This is a genomic window from Blastococcus aggregatus, from assembly GCF_900221005.1.
Lineage (GTDB): Bacteria > Actinomycetota > Actinomycetes > Mycobacteriales > Geodermatophilaceae > Blastococcus > Blastococcus aggregatus.
In genome coordinates this window covers 387800-402583 of sequence record NZ_OBQI01000003.1, presented here as the reverse complement: position 1 = coordinate 402583, position 14784 = coordinate 387800, and the positions used below count along the sequence as shown (strand labels likewise).

The window sequence follows — 14784 nt, the reverse complement described above, 5'->3', positions numbered from 1 at the left end:
ACGGCAATAATAGAGCACGCGCTCCACAAAGCACTAGGTGAGTGTCCCCGCGCGAGCGGCGCCGTGCCAGACTCGCGCCGCCCACGTCGTCGTCGCGTCCGGGATGCGGTGCATCGGCGGCCCTCGTTCCTGCGTCCCCGCCCCTGGAGGTGGCCCCCCGTGGCCGAACCGAGCGTGCTCGCCGTCTTCGCCCACCCCGACGACGAGTCGATCTCCGCCGGCGGGCTGCTGGCGCGGTCCGCCGCCGCCGGCGCGCGGACGGCGGTGGTCTCGGCCACGTGGTCGCAGGGTTCGGTGCGGGCGCGCGAGCTGGCCGAGGCGGTGCGGCAGCTCGGCGTCGAGGAAGCTCCCGGCATGCTCGGCTACGCCGACGCCGAGGTCCCGGAGTCCGCGCCGGGGAGCCCCCGGCTGGTCGACGCGCACCTCGACGAGGTGGTCCGGGCGCTCGTGACGCACATCCGGGAGTTCCGGCCGGACGTGGTGGTCACCCACGACGCCTACGGCGGTATGACCGGCCACCCCGACCACGTGCAGACCTACCGGGTCACCCTGCTCGCCGCCCAGGCGGCCGGCCTCGAGCAGCTCTACCCGGACGCGGGCGCGCCCTGGCGGCCGGAGGCCCTGTACCTGGCCACCCATCCGGAGTCCGTCGTGGCCGGGCTGCGGGACGTCGTCGGCGCCCGGCGGGCCGTCCACGGCGTGCCGGACGAGCAGATCACCGAGCGACTGGACGTGACCCCCTGGCTGGACCGGAAGGTCGCCGCGATCCTGGCGCACCGGACCGAGGTGGAGCGCGGAGCGGTGCCCGGCCTGGTCGCCGCGGCCGCTCCCGAGGCCCGCGCGGCCCTGCTGTCGACCGAGTGGTTCATCCGCTGCACCCCCGGTCCGGCGACCACGGTCGAGGTCCGGCCGCGGTAGCTCCGGTCAGAGGGTGGGCTTGGGGTCGGGCGCAGCCCGGCGGCGCGGCGTCGGGATGGCGGGTGCCCCGGTCAGCGGTCGGCGCATCCGGGAGGTGTGCACCGCCCGCGTCCACGCGATGCCGTCGGCCCTGTAGGACACCAGCGGGGCCCACGAGCCGTGCCACTGCTTGAGCCAGCCCGACTGCTGGGCGGCGCGCCACGACCCGTCGTCGTGCAGGACCTCGACGTCCGCGGTCGTGGTCGGCACCAGGGTCTGGCCCAGCAGGGCGTGCTGCGTCGACACCTGCACCTCGGCGGCCGGCACGCCGAGGGTCCGTGCGACCAGGTCCGTGGCGAACGCCTGCGGATCCTCGCGATCGGGGAGGGCGGCCCCCGCGTCGAGCACCGGGATGCAGACGAAGCGGTGGAGGGGGCGTCGCTCGACGATGGCCATGAACTCCATGGGGGGTGCTCCTCGCGGGAAGAAGCGGCGGCCCCTCGTGGGGGGCGGCAGCGTGGCTGCACCGCGCGTCGCCGTCGTCCGGTGGCGGACCCGCTGTGCAGGGAGCCGGCCAGGTGTGCTGACCGGTGGAACGCGACCGGCGCTGGAGCCTCGCGGCGGATGACCAGCGGAGAGGGCCTGAGGCGGACTGTCCTCGGAACCCCGTGGATGTGCAAGGCGCCCGCCGGCCTGGCGAGCCGCCCGTCCGGCTCAGGGCGCGAGCAGCGCGCGCACCGCGTCGAGGGTGTCGGCCTCGGCCGGCGTCTTGTCCGGGCGGTAGCGGAGCACCCGGGCGAACCGCAGCGCGACGCCGCCGGGGTACCGGGTGCTCCGCTGGGCGCCGTCGACGGCGATCTCGACGACGAGCTCCGGGCGCAGCAGCACGCCCCACGCGGGGTCCTCACGCGCCAGGTCGGGGAAGGTGCGGGTCTGCCAGGCCAGCAGCTCGTCGGTCATCCCCTTGAACGTCTTGCCGACCATGACCGGCTCGCCGCCGTCGGGATCGCGGGCCCCGAGGTGGATGTTCGACAGCGAGCCGGTGCGCCGGCCGTAGCCCCACTCCGCGCCGAGCACCACGAGGTCCAGCGTGTGCACCGGCTTGACCTTCTGCCACGCCTTGCCCCGCCGGCCCGCGGCGTAGGGCGCGTCCAGCGCCTTGACGACGACCCCCTCGTGCCCGCCGGAGAGCGCGTCGTCCAGCACCTGCGCCGCCTGCTCCGGATCCGGCCGCCGCATCCCGGGCATCCGCAGCGCGGCGTGCGCCTCGCCGGCGAGCAGTCCGGCCAGCGCGTCGAGACGCACGTCGAGCGGTTCGTCGAGCAGGTCGCGGCCGTCGAGGTGCAGCAGGTCGAAGAAGAAGGGGCTGAGCAGGACGCCCTCGTCCCCGCTCTCGCTGCCGAAGCGGCTCATCGTGTCCTGGAACGCGCGTGGCCGGCCGTCGTCGTCCAGCGCGAGCGTCTCGCCGTCCAGCACGGCGCTGCGGCAGGGGAGGGAGCGGGCCAGCGCCACGAGCTCCGGGACGCCCTCGGTGATCTCACGCAGCGTGCGGGTCCAGACGCGGACGACGTCGCCGTCCCGGTGCACCTGGATGCGGGCGCCGTCGAGCTTGAACTCCACCGTGACGTCGTCGCCGAGGTCGGTCAACGCCGCGTCCAGCGACGAGCCGGGGGCGGCCAGCATCGGGCGCACCGGGCGGCCGACCTCCAGCCGCACCGTCTCGAGGGCGGCCGCGCCGCCGGTCAGCGCGGCCGCGGCAGTCCCCGGCAGCCGGCCCGACAGCATGAAGGCGCGGCGCACGGTCGCGGCCGGGACGTCGGCGGCCAGCGCCACGGCGTCGAGCACGACCCCCTCCAGTGCGCCCTGGCGCAGCTCGCCGGTGAGCAGGCTGCCGAGGAACCTCGTCTCCTCGGCGGTGGCGGCCGCGAGCAGCGCGGTGAGGACGGCGTCGCGGCGGGCGGCCGAGCCCGCGCCGGACGTCGTCGCCAGCTCGGTGAGCGCGGCGACCACCGCCTCGACGGTCAGCGAGGGCTGCTCGGCGACCGGGCCCGTCCGCGCGGCGAGGGTGCGCCAGCCGACCCCGAGCCGGCCCTGCCCGGTGTCGCCGGAGAGCCAGGCGGTGACCGGTTCGACCTCGGTGGCGTCGGCCCGGCGGAGGAGGTCCGCGATCGCGGCGGCCTTGGCCGTCCGTGAGCGCGTGGCCGCGACCCGGGCGGAGACCTCGACGACCTCGGCGAGCAGCACCGGGCCATGGTGGCAGCCGGTACCGACGATCGCGGAGCGGCCGGCGTGCGCGCCCGGCACCCGGCCCGGTATGCATTGCGTCCATGACCGCCAGCGCACGCGACTCCGACCTCGTCGTCTTCGGGGCGACCGGCTTCGTGGGGAGGCTGCTCGCGGCCTACCTCGCCGAGCACGCCCCCGCGGGCACCCGCATCGCCCTGGCCGGCCGGTCACGGGCCCGGCTGGAGGAGGCGCGGGCCGCGCTGCCTGCCGCGGCCGCGGGGTGGCCGCTGATCGAGGCCGACGCCGCCGATCCCGCGTCCATGGCCGCGCTCGCCGCCGGCACCCGCGTCGTCGTCACCACGGTGGGGCCCTACGCGCGCTACGGGATGCCCCTGGTCGAGGCCTGCGCCGCCGCCGGCACGCACTACGCCGACCTCACCGGTGAGGTGCTGTTCGTCCGCGACGCGATCGACAAGGTCGACGAGGTCGCCCGGCGCACCGGCGCCCGCATCGTGCACGCCTGTGGCTACGACTCGATCCCGTCGGACCTCAGCGTGCTGCTGCTCGCCGCCCGCGCGGCCGCCGACGGTGCCGGTGGGCTGCGCGACGTGCGGCTGGTCGCCACCCTCAAGGGCGGCTTCAGCGGCGGGACGATCGACTCGATGCGCGCCCAGGTGGAGGCGATGGAGAAGGATCCGGCGTTGCGGAAGGTCGCCGGCCACCCGTACGCGCTGAGCCCCGACCGCGCCGCGGAGCCGAGCACCCGCCAGCCCAAGGACGCGGGCCTGCCGGCCCGGCTGCCGGACGGACGCTGGACCGCTCCGTTCGTCATGGCGTCGTTCAACACCCGCATCGTCCGGCGGAGCAACGCCCTGCAGGACTGGGCCTACGGCCGGGAATTCAGCTACGGCGAGGTCATGGGTGTGGGGCGCGGACCGGCCGCCGCGGTGGGCGCCGTCGGGGTGACCGCCGGCCTCGCCGCCACGCTCGCCGCCATGTCGTTCTCGCCCACCCGCGGCCTGCTCGACCGGGTCCTGCCCGCACCGGGCACCGGGCCCAGCGAAGAGGTGCGGGAGAAGGGCTGGTTCCGGATGGACGTTGAGGCCACCACCGAGAGCGGCCGCCGCTACACCGCCGTCGCCTCCGGGAAGGGCGACCCCGGGTACGCCGCGACCGCGGTGATGCTGGGGGAGGCTGCCCTGGCGCTCGCCCTCGACGGCGACCGGCTGCCCGACCGCGCCGGGTCGCTCACCCCGGCGTCCGCGCTGGGCGACGTCCTGGTCGAGCGGCTCCGCGCCGCCGGGCACACCTACGAGGTGACGCCCGTCTGAGCCTCGCCGCCCGCATGCCCGTTCCCAGGTGATGCACGGGTTCGCGGCAGGTCCGGCGCAGCAACTCCTCGGAGGCTGGCGTCCGTAGCCGGACTGGCCGGCTGGGACGAGGAGCCGACATGCGCACGAAGCTGGTCATCGCCGCAACCGCAGGAGCACTGACGCTGTCCGGACTGGCGGTCGCGGTCCCGGCGCTCGCCGACGAGGGGAGCCCTGCCGGCTCCGCGGTCGAGCGGATCACCGGCGCCCTGTCGGGTCTGGTCTCCGACGGGTCGATCACCCAGGAGCAGGCCGACGAGGTCGCGGGCACCCTGAGCGAGGCGGGCATCGGCGTGCGAGGTGGCGGCCCGGGAGGTCACGGCCCGGGAGGTGACGGCCCGGGGGGCGGTGGTGGCCGCGGCGGCGTCGGCCTGGAGGCCGCGGCGACCGCGCTGGGCATGAGCGAGGACGAGCTGCGCACGGCCCTCGAGGCCGACGGCACCACCCTGGCCGACGTCGCCGAGGACCAGGGCGTTCCGGTCGGGACGCTGGTGGACGCTCTCGTGGCCGGCGGGCAGGAGCGCATCGCCGACGCGGTCGAGGACGGCCGGATCACCCAGGAGCAGGCCGACGAGCGGCTCGCCGACCTGGAGGAGCGGATCACCGAGCGGGTGGAGCAGGAGATGCCCGGCTTCGGGGGCCACGGGCCGGGCGGGCACCGGGGGAGCGCGGCGGACGAGCCGGCGGAGACCCCGGCCGACTGACGGGGGAGGAGGGGAGCGAGGGCCGGGCCCGGCACCGCGGGTCCGGCCCTCGGCACGTCCCAGGTGTCAGGCGGGGGCGGGCGGTTCCAGCAGGAGCAGCGGGATCCGGCGGTTCGTCCGGCGCTGGTACTCCACGTAGGACGGGAACGTGGTGCAGGCGCGGGACCACCACTGCGCGCGCTCGGTGCCGGTCGCCTCGCGGGCGACGAGGGAGAGCACGAGGTCGCCGTCGCGCAGTTCGACCTCGGGGTGGGCGAGGGCGTTGGTGTACCAGTGCGGGTGCTGGGCGCCGCCTCGGGTCGAGGCCACCGCGGCGTAGACGCCGGCGTGCGTGACCCGCATCAGCGGCGTCTTGCGCAGCAGGCCGCTGCGGGCGCCCACCGTGGTGAGCAGGACGACGTCGCGCCCGCGGAGGCCCCGGCCGGTGCGCTCGAGGTGCTCGACCTCCTCGCGCACCCACGGCACGGTGCTGGGCGCGTACGTCCCGACCAGTGCCATGGCGCCAGCCTCCCAGATCGGTGTCCGCGTAAGGGCACGCCGCTGACCGGCCCACCGGACGGCGGGTCGGTCAGCGGGAACTCGGATCAGGCTGAGACGAGGAAGGGTTCGCCGATCAGGATCTCGGTGCCGTCGGGGCGCCACGTGCGCCATCGCCCGTCGGGTTGTCGCTCTATGCGGAAGCCGTGGTGGACCTTGGTGTGGTGCAGCTCGCAGAGCAGGCCGGCGTTGTCCAGGCAGGTGTCCCCGCCGTCGATCCAGTGGATGACGTGGTGGACGTCGCACCAGTAGGACGGGGCATCGCAGCCGGCGAACACGCAGTGCCGGTCGCGCACCTCGACCGCTCGGCGCAGGTGCGGCGGGAACAGCCGCTTGGTCTGCCCCAGGTCGAGGGGCTGGCCTTCGGGGCCGATGACGATGCGGGTGACGTTCCCGTCGCACGCGAGCCAGCGGGCCTTGGCCGCGGAGATGATGCCCCCGAACCCGGTCCGGCCAGCACCAGCACCGGTGGTCGTGTCCATCAGGTCGTCGAGGTCGATGGTGACCACGACGTGCGGCTTGTGCCCGCGCAGGATCGGCAGGGAGCCCGAGGCGAGGGCGTTGTCGCAGAGCTGCACGAGCGCGTCACCGGCCTGCCGGGCCCGGCTGCGGGTGTCGCCGGCCGGGCGGGAGGCCTGCTGGATCGACTCGACCGCGGCCTGGAACTTCTCCCCACCCACGGCATCCAGCGTCCCGTGGAAGGACACCGTCCCGTCGGTGTGCGTGGTGAACGACAGGGACCGCTGCTCGGTGGGGTCGGGTTCGGTGCCGTCGGGATCCAGCCGGGCCAGGTAGTGCCCGACGGCCTGGCGCAGGTCGGCGTGCGAGGAGGACGTGGCGACCTCGGTCAGCAGCGCGTCGATCGCTGCCATGTCCACGCCCTGCGCTTCGGCGCGGGCCAGGTTGACCTCCGACACCACCGGCGCGAGCACCGACACCGCCTCCGCGCTCACCGCCCCGGCGGCGGCCGCGGCGGCCAGCACCGGCAGCCGCTCCAGGGTGCGGCCGTTGCGCACCAGCCGGCCCGCCTCAGCCTTCGACAACCGGTGGTGCCCGCGCAGCCAGGAGGCCATCGTCGCCTTGCCGTCGTGCTCCGCGGCCTGGGTCACCTCACCCTCGCGGACGGTGCGGGCGACCTCGGCATCCAGCCGATTGCGGGCCACCACCAGCGCCCCGGTGCGGGCGATCACCGCCGGCCCGAACGAGGACTTCAGGTCCTCACCCGCGAGCGCACGCAGAGCGCCGGTCAGGCACTCCCTCGGCGTCTCACAACCACTCGAACACATGTACGAAGAATACTGCAGTCGGCGGCCCCGGACCACCTGTTTCCCCAGGTCAGGAGGCTGTCCACAACATGCGTCCGCCCCCGCTCCGAGTGCGAATCCTGTCGTACCCATGTGCGTGCACGGCCGGGCGTCGCGGGAGGGGCGCGCTAACGACGTGCGGCGTCGGAGGTGGTGCCGGCCAGCCGGAGCAGCGCGAGACCGTCGCTGTGCGATGCCTCGACGTACAGCTCGAACACGCGACCGCGCCCGTCGGGACCGTTCGCCCAGGCGAGTACCTCGTGGACGTCGGCCACGTCCGTCAGGCGCCACTCCGAGCAGTGCCACCCCATGCGCTCCTGGTCGGACCCGGGCTCAGCCGCCGGGCGGTGCCAGAAGTAGACGCGGTAGATCGGGGTGTCCACTTCCCATCGCGTGTCTCGGGGGTCGACCGGTGCGGGCATCACCCCGACAGGATGCCGCCCTTGGCGGTGAGCCGGCACCGCCCGACCGTGCGCTACGGTCCGGCCATGCAGCTCCCCGACGGTCTCGTCGCCGTGGTGAAGCGCGAGTGCCCCACGTGCGTCCTCGTCGAGCCGGTGCTCCGGGAACTGGGCGTCGCCGTCTGGTGTCAGGACGACGCGGACTGGTTCGAGCACGACGACCTGGAGCTCGAGCTCTCCTACCGGCTCGGCATCGAGACCGTCCCGACGCTGCTACGCGTCGAGGGCGGCGAGGAGACCGCCCGCGTCGTCGGCTGGAGCCGCGAGCAGTGGGAGGAGCTGACCGGCCGGACCGGCCTCGGGGCGGACCTGCCCGAGCACCGCCCCGGCTGCGGCTCGCTGTCGGTCGACCCGTTCCGGATCGACGCCCTGGAGGCGCGCTACGGCGGCAGCGGGCTGAGCAGCCGGCGGCTGGAGCTCGCGGAGCTCGAGGACGAGCACGAGGCGATGTTCGACCGCGGCTGGACCGACGGCCTGCCCGTCGTCCCCCCGACCCCGGAACGGGTGCTGCGCATGCTCCGCGGCACGACCCGCGACCCGCAGGAGATCATCGCGATCGTGCCACCCGACCTGGTCGAGTGCACCGTCGAGAAGGTCGCCGTCAACGCGGTGATGGCCGGCTGCCTGCCGGAGCACCTGCCGGTCGTCCTGGCCGCCCTGGAGGCGGCCTGCACCGAGGAGTTCGCCCTGCACGGCCTCCTGGCGACGACGTACTTCTCCGGCCCGATGATCGTGGTGAACGGCCCGATCGCGCGCCGGATCGGCATGAACAGCGGCGTCAACGCGCTCGGCCAGGGCAACCGGGCCAACGCCACGATCGGCCGGGCGCTGCAACTCGTCGTCCGCAACGTCGGTGGTGGCCGCCCCGGCGAGATCGACCGCGCGACGCTGGGCAACCCCGGCAAGCTCACCTTCTGCTTCGCCGAACGGGAGGAAGGCAGCCCGTTCGCCCCACTGGCGGCCGACCGCGGCGTGCCCGGTGACGCCGTCACCCTCTTCGCCGGCTCGGGTGTGCAGCCCGTCGTCGACCAGCTCAGCCGCACGCCCGAGTCGCTGGCCCGGACCTTCGCCGCCTGCCTCCGCGTCAACGGGCACCCGAAGCTGCCCATGGCCTTCGACGCGGTGCTGGTCGTCTCCCCGGAGCACGGCCGGGTGTTCCGCGAGGCGGGCTGGGACCGTGCCCGGCTGGTCGCGGAGCTCGGCACGCTGCTGACCCTGCCGTCCGACGAGCTGCTGCGCGGCGCCGACGGCATGGCCGAGGGGATCCCCGAGCGGCTGGCGGGGATCGAACTGCCCAAGTTCCGCCCCGGCGGCCTGCTGGTGGTGCACGCCGGCGGCGACGCCGGCCTGTTCAGCGCCATCGTGGGCGGCTGGGTGTCCGGGGACACCGGGAGCGCCCCGGTGACCAGAGAGGTGCGCACATGAGAACCGTCCTGGACCCGACCGGCGAGCAGCGGACGACGGAGCGGGAACTGCTCCCGCGCCCGGCCTCGCTGCGCGGCCGCACCGTCGGCCTGCTCGACATCAGCAAGCCCCGCGGCGACGTCTTCCTCGACCGGCTGGAGGAGCTGCTCACCGCCGACGGCGCGGTGGTGCGGCGCTACCGCAAGCCGACGTTCACGCGGACCGCTCCGGTCGACCTGCGGCACGAGATCGGCGAGCAGTGCGAGGTGGTCATCGAGGCGCTCGCCGATTAGGGCTCGTGCACGTCGTGCAGTGTGCATGACATCGCCGACCTGGAGCGCCGTGGTGTGGTGGGGGTCTTCCTCGCCAGCGAGGTGTTCGCCGACGCCGCCCGGATGCAGAGCGCGGCCCTCGGGTTCCCCGCCCCGTTCGTCCTGGTACCGCACCCGGTCCAGGACCGGACCGACGACGAGATGAGGACCGCGGCCGAGGGTGCCTACGCCGCGGTGGTCGCGGCGGTCACCGCGCAGCCGGGGAGCTGAGCCGAGCCGCCGCGGCCTCCGTGTCCGCCCGCCGGCGCTGCTCCCTGCCTGCAGCCAGCATGCGGAGGATCTCGCCGCGCGCCTGCAGCCGGGCGCCGGCCGCCTCCTCGGTGGCCTGCGCCCGGATCCGGTCGGCCTCGGCGGCGGCCCGGAGCTCCTGCTCGTGCGCGGCCGCGAGGCGCTCCTCGCCCGCGGCCCGGAGGCGCGCGGCGTCCTGCTGGGCCGTGGCGACGATGGCCTGCGCCTGCTCGATCATGGCGGCCGCCTCGGTGCGTGCCGCGGCGAGCGACCGGTCCGCGAGGGTCTCGGTCGCGGCGGCCCGTCGCCGGGCCTCGGCCAGCAGGCGCGAGGCCTCGGCGGTGGCGGCCCGGCGCTCCTCCTCGGCCGCGGCGCGCTCGGCCGCGGCCTCGCCGCGCAGGGCCTCGGCCTCGTCGGCGGCGGCGGCCAGCAGGGCGCCGATCCGCCGCGAGACGCGGAGGAACTCTCCGCCTCCGACGGAGTGCGACAGCAGCTCGCGCGCCTCCTCCAGGGCGGAGACGGTCTCGAGCTGGCGGGTGAGCAGGCGCTCGCGCTCGCGGTCGGCGGTGGCGAGCTCGTCCTCGGCCCACTGGACGTAGGACTCCACCTGGAACCGGTCGTAGCCGGCGACGGCGCGCCGGAACATCGGCGCGGCGGCCAGCACGGTCGGCAGGTCCCCGGAGACGTTCGGGTGGGTGCGCCCGGCCGGCTTCCCGGACCGCTGCTCGACGACGTCGACAGCTGTCGGCGGCTCGACGTCCAGTTCGATGCTCATCCCTGCCCCGCTTCCCCCGGTGTGCCCGTTCCGACATCGACGCTAGGAGCACCTCCTGGTAGCTGCCCGGTGACCGTGGGTAAACCACCCGGACGGGGCAAATTCTCACCCACGGGGCGCGCGGGCGGCTCGGGAGCCGCCTAGCCCGCGGGGGTGAGGCTGCCGCCGCCCGGCCCCCCGCCCGTCCGCCCAGGGCCGCACCCTCGTCCCATGCACACCCTCGCCACTGCCGCTCCCGGGAGCCCGACCGTTCCACCGCTGGCCGGCTGGCAGGGCATCGTCGTCGCGCTGCTCGCCGTCCTCGTCGTCGGCGTCGCCTTCCTCGTGATCGGCGCCCTGGCGACCGCCACCCGGCGCCGGTCACCCGAGTGGGAGGCCTGGCTCCACGGTCGGTCGCGCAACCGGTTCGACCTCGCGCCGGCCGCACCTGCCCGGCCCGCCGACGACGGACCGGACGCGGGCGTCGGGCTGTTCGGCGCCCGCCCTCCGCGGTAGCCCGGGCACCGGACCGCTCGGTCCGCGGGACGGGGTGAGGCCTGCGTTACAGTCCGAAACCAAGCGGGCGATGTGGGCCCGCTCACGGTCGGCGGTGATGCCGCATCCGGCCGCACGTCCCGGGGAGGCAGTCGATGACCGAGACCGCGCAGGCCGCGGGCGGTGTCGAGACGCCACCGGAACCGGTGCCGATCGGCCTCCGGGTGGCCCAGTTGGCCGAGCAGTACGGCGACGCCCCGGCGGTCGCCTGCGAGGGCACCACGCGCAGCTGGACCGAGCTGGACCGCCGCACGAACCGGCTGGCCCGGGCGCTGCTCGCCCGCGGCGTCGTCCTCGGGGACCTGGTCACCATCGGCCTCCCGAACAGCGTCGAGTTCGTCGAGGCCTGCGTCGCCTGCTGGAAGGTCGGCGCCGTGCCGCAGCCGGTGTCGGCGGCGATGCCGCCGCTGGAGCTGCAGGGCATCGTCGAGCTGGCGAACCCACCCCTGGTCATCGCCCGCGGCGAGCTGGCGCTGGACCGCCCGATCGTCGACGTCGACCAGTTGCTCGCCGAGAGCGAGGACGACGGCCCGCTGCCGGTCGTCATCTCGCCGGCCTACAAGGCGCCCGCCTCGGGTGGCAGCACCGGCCGGCCCAAGCTGATCGTCTCCGGGCAGGCCGGCGTCGTCGACCCGTTGGGCGGCGCGGTGTGGAAGCACCGGCCCGGCGGCACGCTGCTGATGCCCGGCCCGCTGTACCACAACGGCCCGTTCACCAGCGCCATGGGCGGATTGCTCGGCGGCTCCACGCTGGTGCTCATGCCGCGGTTCGACGCCGAGGGCGTCCTGCGGCAGGTCGAGCAGCACCGGGCCACCTGGCTGTACCTCGTCCCGGCCATGATGAGCCGGATCTGGCGGCTGCCCGACGAGGTCCGCGCCCGCTACGACCTCTCCTCCCTCGAGACCGTCTGGCATCTGGCCGCACCGTGCCCGCCGTGGCTCAAGGAGGTCTGGATCGACTGGGTCGGCGGCGAGGTGCTCATGGAGCTCTACGCCGGCACCGAGGCGCAGGCCGGCACGATCATCAGCGGCACCGAGTGGCTCGAGCACCGCGGCTCGGTCGGCAAGGTGCTCTACGGCGAGATCACCATCCTCGGACCGGACGGCGAGCAGTTGCCCGCGGGCACGGTCGGCGAGGTGTTCATGCGGCGCGGGGAGGGCCAGGCGGCCTCGTACCGCTACGTCGGTGCCGAGGCGCGCACCCGCGGCGACTGGGAGTCCCTCGGCGACATCGGCTGGCTGGACGAGGAGGGCTACCTGTACCTCGCCGACCGGCGCACCGACATGATCCTGGTCGGGGGCTCGAACGTGTACCCGGCCGAGGTCGAGGCCGCGCTCGACGAGCACCCGCAGGTCGCCTCCAGCGCCGTCATCGGGTTGCCGGACGACGACCTGGGCCAGGTCGTGCACGCGATCGTGCAGCCGGCGCCCGGCCTCGACGCGATCGACCTCGACGACCTCCGCCGGCACCTCGCCGACCGGCTGGTCCGCTACAAGCAGCCGCGCACGTTCGAGCTCGTGACCGAACCGCTGCGCGACGAGGCCGGCAAGGTCCGGCGTTCCCAGCTCCTGGCCGACCGGGTGCCCGCCCAGCAGTAGCGGCGCCCGCCCCGACCCGCACCTCCGAGACGACTGGAGTCCCGCCATGACCACGACCGACCCACGAGCCGTGGAGGAGGACCTGCGCCAGCGGGTCACCGACTTCCTCGCGGCCCACGACCACACCACCACGGACCGGCTGGAGTTCCTCCGCGCCCGGTACGACGCCGGCCTGGCCTGGGTGAACTTCCCCGTCGGCCACGGCGGGCTCGGCCTGCCCCGCTCGTTCCAGACGCAGGTGGAGGTCCAGCTCGCCAAGGCGGGCGCACCGGACAACAACCCGCGCGGCAACGGCATCGGCCTGGGCATGGCCGCTCCGACGATCCTCGCGTTCGGCACCGAGGAGCAGAAGAAGAAGTTCCTGCGCCCGCTGTGGACCGGTGAGCAGATCTGGTGCCAGCTGTTCAGCGAGCCCGGTGCCGGCTCCGACCTGGCCGCAGTCAGCACCCGCGCCGTCCGTGAGGGCGGCGACTGGGTGGTCAACGGCCAGAAGGTGTGGACGTCGAGCGCGCACAAGGCGCAGATGGCGATCCTGGTCGCCCGCACCAACCCCGAGGTCTCCAAGCACGCCGGCCTCAGCTACTTCCTCTGCAACATGGACGCGCCGGGCGTCGACGTCCGCCCGCTGCGGCAGATCACCGGCGAGGCCGAGTTCAACGAGGTCTTCCTGACCGACGTGCACATCCCGGACAGCCAGCGGCTCGGCGACGAGGGCCAGGGCTGGAAGGTCGCCACGGCCACGCTCAACAACGAGCGCGTCGCCATCGGCGGCGGCGGTGGCGGTCGCGAGAGCGGCATGGTCGGCGTGCTGTCGAAGACCTGGCGCGAGCACCCCGAGCGCCGCGGCGCCGGCCAGCACGACAAGCTCATGCGGCTCTGGGTCGACGCCGAGGTCGCCCGGGTCACCGGCCAGCGGCTGCGGCAGAAGCTCGCCGCGGGCGAGCCCGGCCCCGAGGGTTCGGCGATGAAGCTGACCTTCGCCCGCATCGCCCAGGAGGCGAGCGGGATGGAGCTGGAGCTGCTCGGCGACGAGGGCCTGCGCGCCTCGGACTGGACCATGAAGCGCCCGCAGCACGTCGACTTCACCGGCCGCGACGCCACGTACCGCTACCTGCGCGCCAAGGGCAACTCCATCGAGGGCGGCACCTCGGAGATCCTGCGCAACGTCATCTCCGAGCGCGTGCTCGGCCTGCCCTCCGAACCGCGCGTGGACACCGGCATCGCCTGGAAGGACCTGCCCCGATGAGCGACCTCAACCTGCTCTACACCGACGTCGAGGACGACCTGCGCAGCAGCGTCCGCGACCTGGTCGCCGCCCGCAGCGAGCCGGCGACCGTGGCGGCGGTCTACGACGGCGACCGGTCGGTGGTCGACCCGCTCTGGCGCGCGATCGCCGGCGACCTCGGCCTGGCCGGGCTGCTGATCCCCGAGGAGCGCGGCGGCGCCGGCGCCTCGGCGCGCGAGGCGGCCGTGGTGCTCGAGGAGCTGGGCCGGTCGGTCGCCCCGGTGCCGTTCCTGACCAGCAGCGTCGTCGCCACGACGGTGCTGCTGGCGGCCGAGCCGGGCGGACCGGCCGACGAGCTGCTGGCCGGCCTGGCCGCCGGCGAGCGGACCGCGGCGCTGGTGCTGCCGCTGTCGGCGGGGCCGGGGGAGGAGGCGCCCGGGTTCACCGTCGACGGCGAGGGCCGCATCAGCGGCAGCGCGCGCAGCGTCGCGGGCGCCCTCGAGGCCGACGTCCTGCTCGTGCCGGTCCGGACCGCGCAGGGGACGGCGGTGCACGCCGTGCGGGCCGACGACGCCCGCGTCGAGCCGGTCGTCTCCCTGGACATGACCCGCCAGCTCGCCGACGTCACCCTCGAGGCGGCCGCAGGGCAGGAACTGCTCGGCGCCTCCGCCGGCGGGGACGCCGTGCGTTCCGGCCTCGAGGTCGGCGCGGCGCTGCTCGCCTCCGAGCAGTACGGCGTCGCGCAGTGGTGCCTCACCACCACGATCGCCTACCTCAAGGACCGCCGGCAGTTCGGTCGCGTGGTCGGCGGTTACCAGGCGATCAAGCACCGGCTCGCCGACCTCTACGCGGCCGTGGAGTCCGCCGGCGCGGCGGCCCGCCACGCCGCCGCGACGACCGCGGCAGGGGACGCGGACAGCGTCGTCTCCACGGCCGTGGCGCAGTCGTTCGTCTCCGACGTCGCGGTGAAGGCGGCCGAGGAGGCCGTCCAGCTGCACGGCGGGATCGGCATGACGTGGGAGCACCCGGCCCACCTCTACCTCAAGCGGGCCAAGGCCGACCAGATCGCGTTCGGCACGCCGGCCGCGCACCGCGCGCGCCTGGCCGAGCTGGTGGACCTGCCAGTCGCCTGACCGGAACTTCCCGCGCCATCAGGCATGGGAAGCGATACATGCGGATTCACGGTGAA

At 74.9% G+C, this 14784-nt stretch carries 14 protein-coding genes and 1 pseudogene; 9 read left to right on the top strand and 6 right to left on the bottom strand.

The window, feature by feature from the left end:
- The first annotated feature begins 159 nt into the window (after positions 1–159).
- Positions 160–918: a PIG-L deacetylase family protein gene (locus CRP29_RS11750; RefSeq protein WP_097195220.1), complete on the top strand. Its 759-nt coding sequence runs from the start codon at positions 160–162 to the stop codon at positions 916–918.
- Between the two features lie 6 nt (positions 919–924).
- Here the strand turns inward: CRP29_RS11750 and CRP29_RS11745 are convergent, their stop codons facing one another.
- Together CRP29_RS11745 and CRP29_RS11740 are read right to left on the bottom strand one after the other, a co-directional pair.
- Complete coding sequence (locus CRP29_RS11745) at positions 925–1362, bottom strand: hypothetical protein (protein ID WP_097195219.1); 438 nt, start codon at positions 1360–1362, stop codon at positions 925–927.
- A 249-nt stretch (positions 1363–1611) separates the two neighbouring features.
- Positions 1612–3141, bottom strand: a complete 1530-nt coding sequence (locus CRP29_RS11740; protein WP_097195540.1) for an ATP-dependent DNA ligase — start codon at positions 3139–3141, stop codon at positions 1612–1614.
- 83 nt (positions 3142–3224) lie between these two features.
- Here CRP29_RS11740 and CRP29_RS11735 point away from each other — a divergent pair, with 83 nt between their 5' ends.
- Complete coding sequence (locus tag CRP29_RS11735; RefSeq protein WP_097195218.1) at positions 3225–4454, top strand: saccharopine dehydrogenase family protein; 1230 nt, start codon at positions 3225–3227, stop codon at positions 4452–4454.
- A 119-nt stretch (positions 4455–4573) separates the two neighbouring features.
- Positions 4574–5197 carry a hypothetical protein gene (locus CRP29_RS22745; protein ID WP_176522935.1) on the top strand — a complete coding sequence of 208 codons (624 nt, stop codon included), beginning with the start codon at positions 4574–4576 and terminating at the stop codon, positions 5195–5197.
- Between the two features lie 66 nt (positions 5198–5263).
- On the opposite strand, the gene CRP29_RS11725 is transcribed toward CRP29_RS22745, so the two are convergent.
- From CRP29_RS11725 to CRP29_RS11715, 3 genes are all read right to left on the bottom strand, one after another.
- The gene (locus CRP29_RS11725; protein ID WP_097195217.1) at positions 5264–5695 is read right to left on the bottom strand and encodes a nitroreductase/quinone reductase family protein; all 432 of its coding nucleotides are present in this window, start codon (positions 5693–5695) and stop codon (positions 5264–5266) included.
- A gap of 86 nt (positions 5696–5781) precedes the next feature.
- Positions 5782–7020 (bottom strand): HNH endonuclease signature motif containing protein, encoded by a 1239-nt coding sequence (locus CRP29_RS11720; RefSeq protein ID WP_097195216.1) that lies wholly within the window; start codon positions 7018–7020, stop codon positions 5782–5784.
- A 146-nt stretch (positions 7021–7166) separates the two neighbouring features.
- Entirely contained in the window at positions 7167–7421 is a 255-nt protein-coding gene (locus tag CRP29_RS11715; RefSeq protein ID WP_097195215.1) for a hypothetical protein, read from the bottom strand.
- Between the two features lie 105 nt (positions 7422–7526).
- Here CRP29_RS11715 and CRP29_RS11710 point away from each other — a divergent pair, with 105 nt between their 5' ends.
- Together CRP29_RS11710 and CRP29_RS23560 are read left to right on the top strand one after the other, a co-directional pair.
- A complete protein-coding gene (locus CRP29_RS11710; protein ID WP_097195539.1) occupies positions 7527–8924 on the top strand; it encodes a thioredoxin family protein in 1398 nt (465 codons plus the stop codon).
- A pseudogene (locus tag CRP29_RS23560) lies at positions 8921–9445 on the top strand (UGSC family (seleno)protein). Before CRP29_RS11710 ends, CRP29_RS23560 begins: the two are co-directional and overlap by 4 nt.
- Here CRP29_RS23560 and CRP29_RS11695 read toward each other — a convergent pair.
- Complete coding sequence (locus tag CRP29_RS11695; protein WP_097195212.1) at positions 9423–10238, bottom strand: SPFH domain-containing protein; 816 nt, start codon at positions 10236–10238, stop codon at positions 9423–9425. The pseudogene CRP29_RS23560 and the gene CRP29_RS11695 sit on opposite strands and share 23 nt — an antisense overlap.
- A 210-nt stretch (positions 10239–10448) precedes the next feature.
- On the opposite strand from CRP29_RS11695, the gene CRP29_RS11690 reads away from it, so the two are divergent.
- From CRP29_RS11690 to CRP29_RS11675, 4 genes are all read left to right on the top strand, one after another.
- Positions 10449–10733 (top strand): hypothetical protein, encoded by a 285-nt coding sequence (locus tag CRP29_RS11690; protein ID WP_097195211.1) that lies wholly within the window; start codon positions 10449–10451, stop codon positions 10731–10733.
- Positions 10734–10867: 134 nt separating this feature from the next.
- Positions 10868–12370 (top strand): AMP-binding protein, encoded by a 1503-nt coding sequence (locus CRP29_RS11685; protein WP_097195210.1) that lies wholly within the window; start codon positions 10868–10870, stop codon positions 12368–12370.
- 46 nt (positions 12371–12416) lie between these two features.
- Positions 12417–13616 (top strand): acyl-CoA dehydrogenase family protein, encoded by a 1200-nt coding sequence (locus tag CRP29_RS11680; protein ID WP_097195209.1) that lies wholly within the window; start codon positions 12417–12419, stop codon positions 13614–13616.
- Positions 13613–14728 carry an acyl-CoA dehydrogenase family protein gene (locus tag CRP29_RS11675; RefSeq protein WP_097195208.1) on the top strand — a complete coding sequence of 372 codons (1116 nt, stop codon included), beginning with the start codon at positions 13613–13615 and terminating at the stop codon, positions 14726–14728. The genes CRP29_RS11680 and CRP29_RS11675 overlap by 4 nt, the downstream gene beginning before the upstream one ends.
- Positions 14729–14784: the final 56 nt, after the last annotated feature.

Bases quoted from the DNA above. Each gene is read 5' to 3' on its own strand.
- CRP29_RS11745 (WP_097195219.1), bottom strand. From the start codon at position 1,362: ATGGAGTTCATGGCCATCGTCGAGCGACGCCCCCTCCACCGCTTCGTC.
- CRP29_RS11735 (WP_097195218.1), top strand. From the start codon at position 3,225: ATGACCGCCAGCGCACGCGACTCCGACCTCGTCGTCTTCGGGGCGACC.
- CRP29_RS22745 (WP_176522935.1), top strand. From the start codon at position 4,574: ATGCGCACGAAGCTGGTCATCGCCGCAACCGCAGGAGCACTGACGCTG.
- CRP29_RS11725 (WP_097195217.1), bottom strand. From the start codon at position 5,695: ATGGCACTGGTCGGGACGTACGCGCCCAGCACCGTGCCGTGGGTGCGC.
- CRP29_RS11720 (WP_097195216.1), bottom strand. From the start codon at position 7,020: ATGTGTTCGAGTGGTTGTGAGACGCCGAGGGAGTGCCTGACCGGCGCT.
- CRP29_RS11710 (WP_097195539.1), top strand. From the start codon at position 7,527: ATGCAGCTCCCCGACGGTCTCGTCGCCGTGGTGAAGCGCGAGTGCCCC.
- CRP29_RS11695 (WP_097195212.1), bottom strand. From the start codon at position 10,238: ATGAGCATCGAACTGGACGTCGAGCCGCCGACAGCTGTCGACGTCGTC.
- CRP29_RS11690 (WP_097195211.1), top strand. From the start codon at position 10,449: ATGCACACCCTCGCCACTGCCGCTCCCGGGAGCCCGACCGTTCCACCG.
- CRP29_RS11685 (WP_097195210.1), top strand. From the start codon at position 10,868: ATGACCGAGACCGCGCAGGCCGCGGGCGGTGTCGAGACGCCACCGGAA.
- CRP29_RS11680 (WP_097195209.1), top strand. From the start codon at position 12,417: ATGACCACGACCGACCCACGAGCCGTGGAGGAGGACCTGCGCCAGCGG.
- CRP29_RS11675 (WP_097195208.1), top strand. From the start codon at position 13,613: ATGAGCGACCTCAACCTGCTCTACACCGACGTCGAGGACGACCTGCGC.